The sequence below is a fragment of the Promicromonospora sp. NPDC057488 genome, assembly GCF_042802395.1.
GTDB lineage: Bacteria > Actinomycetota > Actinomycetes > Actinomycetales > Cellulomonadaceae > Promicromonospora.
On sequence record NZ_JBHVEG010000257.1, the window covers coordinates 1 to 6,286 of the forward strand.

The 6,286-nt window shown below is 74.1% G+C and carries 6 protein-coding genes; 2 read left to right on the forward strand and 4 right to left on the reverse strand.

Annotation, left to right across the window (positions count from 1 at the left end; translation table 11 throughout):
• Positions 1 to 38: 38 nt before the first annotated feature.
• Genes purE through ACFU5G_RS28420 form a run of 4 tightly spaced genes read right to left on the reverse strand, consistent with a single transcriptional unit; the run spans position 39 to position 3,856 of the window.
• The gene (gene purE, locus ACFU5G_RS28405) at positions 39 to 548 is read right to left on the reverse strand and encodes a 5-(carboxyamino)imidazole ribonucleotide mutase (RefSeq protein WP_377252213.1); all 510 of its coding nucleotides are present in this window, start codon (positions 546 to 548) and stop codon (positions 39 to 41) included.
• Positions 545 to 1,801, reverse strand: coding sequence for a 5-(carboxyamino)imidazole ribonucleotide synthase (locus tag ACFU5G_RS28410; protein WP_377252215.1), 1,257 nt, complete (start codon positions 1,799 to 1,801; stop codon positions 545 to 547). The genes purE and ACFU5G_RS28410 overlap by 4 nt, the downstream gene beginning before the upstream one ends.
• A gap of 11 nt (positions 1,802 to 1,812) precedes the next feature.
• Positions 1,813 to 3,168 (reverse strand): sensor histidine kinase, encoded by a 1,356-nt coding sequence (locus ACFU5G_RS28415; protein ID WP_377252217.1) that lies wholly within the window; start codon positions 3,166 to 3,168, stop codon positions 1,813 to 1,815.
• Between the two features lie 4 nt (positions 3,169 to 3,172).
• Positions 3,173 to 3,856, reverse strand: a complete 684-nt coding sequence (locus ACFU5G_RS28420; RefSeq protein ID WP_026366105.1) for a response regulator transcription factor — start codon at positions 3,854 to 3,856, stop codon at positions 3,173 to 3,175.
• A gap of 153 nt (positions 3,857 to 4,009) precedes the next feature.
• On the opposite strand from ACFU5G_RS28420, the gene ACFU5G_RS28425 reads away from it, so the two are divergent.
• Both ACFU5G_RS28425 and ACFU5G_RS28430 read left to right on the forward strand, forming a co-directional pair.
• Entirely contained in the window at positions 4,010 to 5,467 is a 1,458-nt protein-coding gene (locus tag ACFU5G_RS28425; RefSeq protein ID WP_377252219.1) for a sensor histidine kinase, read from the forward strand.
• Complete coding sequence (locus ACFU5G_RS28430) at positions 5,460 to 6,155, forward strand: response regulator (RefSeq protein WP_377252221.1); 696 nt, start codon at positions 5,460 to 5,462, stop codon at positions 6,153 to 6,155. The genes ACFU5G_RS28425 and ACFU5G_RS28430 overlap by 8 nt, the downstream gene beginning before the upstream one ends.
• Positions 6,156 to 6,286 lie beyond the last annotated feature (131 nt).

Here is a 6,286-nt window from a genome sequence, read left to right on the forward strand (position 1 = left end):
GGTCCCTCGAGGGACCTGGGCGTCTGACACGTCAGGGGTCAGCGCTGGGCGCGCAGCTTCTCGCCCTTGGCGTGCGCCACCGCGCTCAGCTCGGCCTGGAACGCCACCATGCGCTCCCGCAGCGCCGCCGCCTCGTCGCCCGCCCCGGAGCCGAGGATGCGCGCCGCCAGCAGGCCCGCGTTGCGCGCCCCGCCGATCGACACCGTGGCGACCGGCACGCCGGCCGGCATCTGCACGATCGAGAGCAGCGAGTCCATGCCGTCGAGGTACTTGAGCGGCACCGGCACCCCGATCACGGGCAGCGGCGTCACCGACGCCAGCATGCCGGGCAGGTGCGCCGCGCCGCCCGCGCCCGCGATGATCACGCGCAGCCCGCGGTCCGCGGCCTGGCGGCCGTAGTCGATCATCTCGGTGGGCATGCGGTGCGCGGAGACGACGTCGACCTCGACCGGCACGCCGAGCTCGTCCAGCGCCTCGGCCGCCGCCTGCATGACGGGCCAGTCGGAGTCCGACCCCATGACGATGCCGACCTGCGGGTTGGTGCTCATGCGTTCGCCTCTTCCGTGGTGATGGTCTCGACAGGCTCGACCCGCGAATCGCCGCGCAGCAGCGCCGCGGCCGCGACCGCACGGCGCCGGACCTCGGCCAGGTCGTCGCCGCTCACGTTCACGTGCCCCAGCTTGCGGCCCGGCCGGATGCCCTTGCCGTACAGGTTGACGCGCGCCTCGGGGAACGCGGCGAGCACGTCCGGCAGCGCGTCGGTGAGCTCGTCGAGCGTCGAGCCCAGCACGTTCGCCATGACGGTCCAGGTGGCCGTCGGCTCGGCGGCGCCGAGCGGCAGGTCCAGGACCGCGCGCAGGTGCTGCTCGAACTGGCTGGTCACGGCGCCGTCGATGGTCCAGTGCCCGCTGTTGTGCGGGCGCATCGCGAGCTCGTTGACCACCACCGTCGGCGTCCCGTCGGGCCCGGGGACCTCGAACAGCTCGACGGCCAGCACACCGGTCACGTCCAGGCCCTCGGCCACCGTGGTCGCGATCTCGCGGGCCTGGGCGTCCAGCTCGGCGGACAGGCCCGGTGCGGGGGCGATCACCTCGGAGCAGACGCCGTCGCGCTGGATCGACTCCACGACGGGCCACGGCCGCACCTCGCCCGACGGGCGGCGGGCCACCAGCGCCGCGAGCTCCCGCGTGAACGGCACCTTCTCCTCGACCAGGAGCTGCGGGCCGCCGTCGGCCACCGCGGCGAACCAGTCGGCGACGTCGTCCGGGGAGGTGACCACCCGCACGCCCTTGCCGTCGTAGCCGCCGCGGGAGGTCTTCACCACGGCGCTGCCGCCCACCTCGTCGAGGAAGGCCGCCAGGGCGGCCCGCCCCTCCTCCGGGGACGACGCCGGCAGCGGGGCCCACCGGGGGCACGGCACGCCGAGCTCGGTCAGCCGCTGCCGCATCACGATCTTGTCCTGCGCCTGCACCAGCGCGTGCGGGCCGGGGCGCACGGGCGTGCCGTGCTCGATCAGGTCCGTGAGCAGCGCGTTCGGCACGTGCTCGTGCTCGAACGTGAGCACGGCGGCGGAGCGGTCGCCGTCCGGCGCGATCAGGGCGCGGATCGCGGCCTCGTCGGACGCGACGCCCACCGGGGCGTCGGTGACGACCTGCGCCGCGGACGACGCCGGGTCCTCGACCAGGACGCGCAGCCGGATGCCCAGCTCTCCGGCGGCGGGGGCCATCATGCGGGCCAGCTGCCCGCCGCCCACGACGGCGACGACGGGCGGGCCGGACTGAGTGGAATCTGTTGCGCTCACGTCGGTGAAGCCTACCGGCGGCCGCGCACCTTCTTCTGACCGAGGGTGGAGATCTTCGACCCCACCGGCAGCACCTGGTGCGGGTCGAGGGTCTTCGGCACGCCCGACAGGAACACCGAGAACACCGGCGGCGTGCGCTGGGTGAGCTGCAGGTTCCCGCCGTCGGCGGCGACGAGGTCACGCGCCAGGGCGAGGCCCAGGCCGGTCCCCGCGCCGGACGTGACGCCCCGCTCGAAGATCTTGCCCTGCATGTCCTCGGGCACGCCCTCGCCCTCGTCCGTGACCTCGACGGCCATGGCGCCGCGCTGGCCCTCGCGGATCCGGAGGGTCGTGGTGCCGCCGCCGTGCTTGAGCGAGTTCTCCAGCAGCGTGGACAGCACCTGGGCCAGGGCACCGGGGGTGGCCAGGACGCGGGCGCCGCCCGAGTCCTCGACGTTCAGGTGCCGGCCTGCGCGCTCGAAGGACTCGCGCCACTCCTCCTCCTGCTGGAGGAAGACGACGGCGACGTCCACGGACTCCGTGGTGCCGCCCTGCGCGCGCCGCGAGCGGGCGAGCAGGTCGTCGACCACCCCGACCAGGCGTTCCACCTGTTCGAGGGAGATCCGGGCCTCCTCCTGCACGTCGGGCTCGCTGGAGGTGAGCGTGATCTCCTCCAGGCGCATCGTGAGCGCCGTCAGCGGCGTGCGGAGCTGGTGCGAGGCGTCCGAGGTGAACTGCCGCTCCACGGCGAGCCGCGCCGCGAGCCGGTCCGAGCTGCGGGCCAGCTCGGCCGCCACCAGGTCGATCTCCTCCACACCGGAGGGATCCAGCCGTGGACGCACCTGTCCCGCGCCGAGCTGTTCCGCCGACGCCGCGAGGTACACGAACGGCTGCGCCAGCCGGTTGGCCTGCCAGGCCGCCGTGACCGCGCCGGCGGCGAACGCCCCCACGCTGCCGAACACGACGAGCACCACGACGTTGATCGCCTTGATGTACGCCGGCCAGGCCGAGACGGAGACCACCACGCCCATGACGGGCTGCTCCTCGGACGTGAGCCCGCGGTCGATGGTGGCACCGGCCACGGGCTCGCCCGAGACGAGCTGCTCGCCGTTCGGCTGGTTCACCGTCACGTAGGCGACGATGTCGTTGCCCTGCGGCTGCACGGCGCGGTCGACGACCGACTGGTCGACGAACCCGGCCTCGGCGGCCGAGCGGTTGCGCTCGTAGGAGTTGACGGAGGAAGCCAGGAGGTCCTGCGCCCGGGTCTCGACCCGCTGAACTTCCTGGCCGTAGATGTAGCGGGCACCGAAGATCGCGAGCGGGATGCCCAGGAGCAGGACCGCGACCGCAACCGCGGCGATCGTCGCCTGCAGTACGCGGGCGCGCATCTGGCTAGCTCGCCCCGATCTCGAAACGGAAGCCGAGGCCACGCACGGTGGAGACGTAGCGCGGGGCGTTGGCGTCGTCACCGAGCTTGCGGCGCAGCCAGGACACGTGCATGTCCAGCGTCTTGGTGGAACCGACCGGGTCGGAGCCCCACACGTCGCGCATCAGGGTGTCGCGGACGACGACGGAGCCGGCGTTCTGCACGAGCACGCGCAGCAGGTCGAACTCCTTGGTGGTCAGGTGCAGCTCGCGGTCGCCCTGGAAGGCGCGGTGCGCGGAGACGTCGACGCGGACGTCCTGCGCGTGCAGCTCCTCCTCCTCGCCGGTCTCGCCGTGCGAACGGCGCAGCAGCGCCCGCACGCGGGCGAGCAGCTCGGCCAGGCGGAAGGGCTTGGTGACGTAGTCGTCGGCACCTGCGTCAAGGCCCACGACGAGGTCGACCTCGTCGGCGCGGGCGGTCAGCACCAGGACGGGAACGGTGAGGCCATTGGCCCTGATCTCGCGCGCGACATCGAGCCCGTCCATGTCGGGAAGGCCCAGGTCCAGAACTACGATGTCCGCACCGGTCGAGCTCTCGATCGCACCTTTGCCGGTTCCTTGCACGACGACGTCGTATCCCTCACGGGAGAGCGCTCGTGCCAACGGCTCGGCAATGGCCGGGTCGTCCTCGGCTAGGAGTACGTGAGTCATTTCGCCATCGTAGGGCATAACCGACGCTCTGGCGCTACCCGGTCACGCCTCTTGACAGGGCTCGTACCGAATCCTTTCGGCTGACACCGCCATGGCGCAAGTGCTACCACGGTATGACGCGCCGGCGCAACGGTTCCACCTACTCTGACCTGCATGGGTTGGTACGAACGGTGGGCGGGTTGGTCCGAGCGGTACCGGTTCGTGGTGGACCTCGTCATCACGGTGCTGGCGGTGCTCGTCGTGGCGGTCACCGCGGGCGACAGCGCCCCCTACTACCTGTCGGCCACCAAGGCCGCCCTGATCTCCGCCGCGGTGGTCGCGCCGCTCGCCTGGTGCCGCACCCGACCGGTCGCCTCGTGCGTCGCCGTCTTCGTGGTGTGCATGGTGCAGCTCATCGCCTTCCGCGTCCCGGTGCTGGTGCCCGCCGACCTGGCCGTGCTGGTGTCGATGTACTGCATCACCGTCTACGGGCCCCGCTGGGCGTACCTGATGGCGTGCGGGATGGCAGTGGTCGGCCCGCTGACCGTGGGCGCGGTGATGTGGTTCCAGTACCAGGGTTCGGACTACTCGCCGGACTTCGGCCCGATCGCGGGCACGGTCGTGGTGATCGTGACGTTCCTGGCCTGCTCCTTCGCGTTCGGCCTGGTCCGCCGGTCGCGGCGGTCGATGCTCGTCGCCATGCGCGACCGCGCCGAGCGCCTCGAGATCGAGCGCGACCAGCAGGCCCAGATCTCCACGGCCGCCGAGCGGGCCCGCATCGCACGCGAGATGCACGACATCGTGGCCCACTCCCTGTCCGTGGTCATCGCGCAGGCCGACGGCGGCCGGTACGCCGCGGCCGCCGACCCGGCCGCCGCTGAGCGTGCCCTCGGCACGATCGCGGAGACCGGACGGGCCGCGCTGGCCGACATGCGGCGCCTGCTGGGCGTGCTGCGGGAGGGCCCGGACCGGGGCTCGACGCCGCTGGGCCTGGTGGCCCCCGCCGGCGTGGCCCGCGCCCGCCCTCGACCGACCACCGGGAGCACCCCGGCGGCCCCGGACGCCGGGGGCGCCCGCCCGGCGACGCCGTCCCCGGCGGACGGCGCGGCGCCCCTGCGCCCCCAGCCGGACGTCACGAACCTGCGCGACCTCGTGGACCAGGCCCGCGACGACGGCCTGCGGGTCTCCTGGGCGCGGGTGGGCGTCGAGCGGCGGCTGCCGCCCGGCGTCGGGCTCACGCTGTTCCGCGTGTGCCAGGAGGCGCTCACCAACGTGCGCAAGCACGCCGGGCCCCGTCCCGCCGTCACCATGCTGCTGTGCTGGGGCGAGGAGGAGGTGGAGCTGCGCGTGGACGACGACGGCCGCGGCCTCGCGGCCGCCGGCTCGGCCGACCCCGCGGAGCAGCCCTCGGCCGGGTACGGCCTGCTGGGCATGCGGGAGCGCGCCGAGATGTTCGGCGGGACGCTGACGGCGGGTCCGCGCCGGGGCGGCGGGTTCTCGGTCCGGTTCGTCGTGCCGATCCCGCGCGCCGAACGCCCCGCGACCGCGGGCACCCTTGAGCCCGCCGAACCCGCGGCGGCGGGCCCGGCCACCACCGAACCGAGCACGACGACCGAGGAGAACGATGACTGACGCCCTGGACGCCCCCGTACGGGTGGCCCTGGTCGACGACCAGCCGCTGGTCCGCGCGGGCCTGCGGATGGTGATCGACTCCCAGCCGGACCTGCGGGTGGTGGTCGAGGCCGACGACGGCCGGGACGCGGTGCGCATGCTCGCGCGGACGGTGTCCGACGTGGTGCTGATGGACGTGCGCATGCCGGGCATGGACGGCCTGACCGCGACGAGGGCGCTGCTGGGCGACGGCGGTGTCGCGGCGGGCGACCCCCGCGTCGTCGTGCTCACGACGTTCGACCTGGACGAGTACGTGCTGGACGCGATCCGGGCCGGCGCCAGCGGGTTCCTGCTCAAGGACGCCCAGCCGGAGGAGCTGCTCACCGCGATCCGCACGGTGCACCAGGGCGACGCGGTGATCGCGCCGTCGTCCACGCGGCGGCTGATGGAGCGGCTGGTCACGGCGCTGCCGCCGGAGGAGGCGGCGGGCCCGCAGGAGGCGCTGGCGGGGCTGACGGGCCGCGAGCGCGAGGTGCTGGTGCTGATGGCACGCGGCCGGTCCAACACGGAGATCGCCGCGGACCTGTTCGTCGCCGAGGCGACGGTCAAGACGCACGTGGGCCGGATCCTGGCCAAGCTCGACGCGCGCGACCGCGTGCAGGCCGTGGTGACCGCCTACGAGACGGGCCTGGTGCGGCCCGGCTCGTAGGCGGCCCGGGCGGCCCCGCCCCAGGGGGCCGGCCCGGGGGGGGCGTCCGCCCCGAGCGCCCCGACCCGCCGGGGGCGGGCCGCGGCCCCCGCCCGCACCCCCGAGGCGACGGGGCCGGCGAGCCCCCCCAC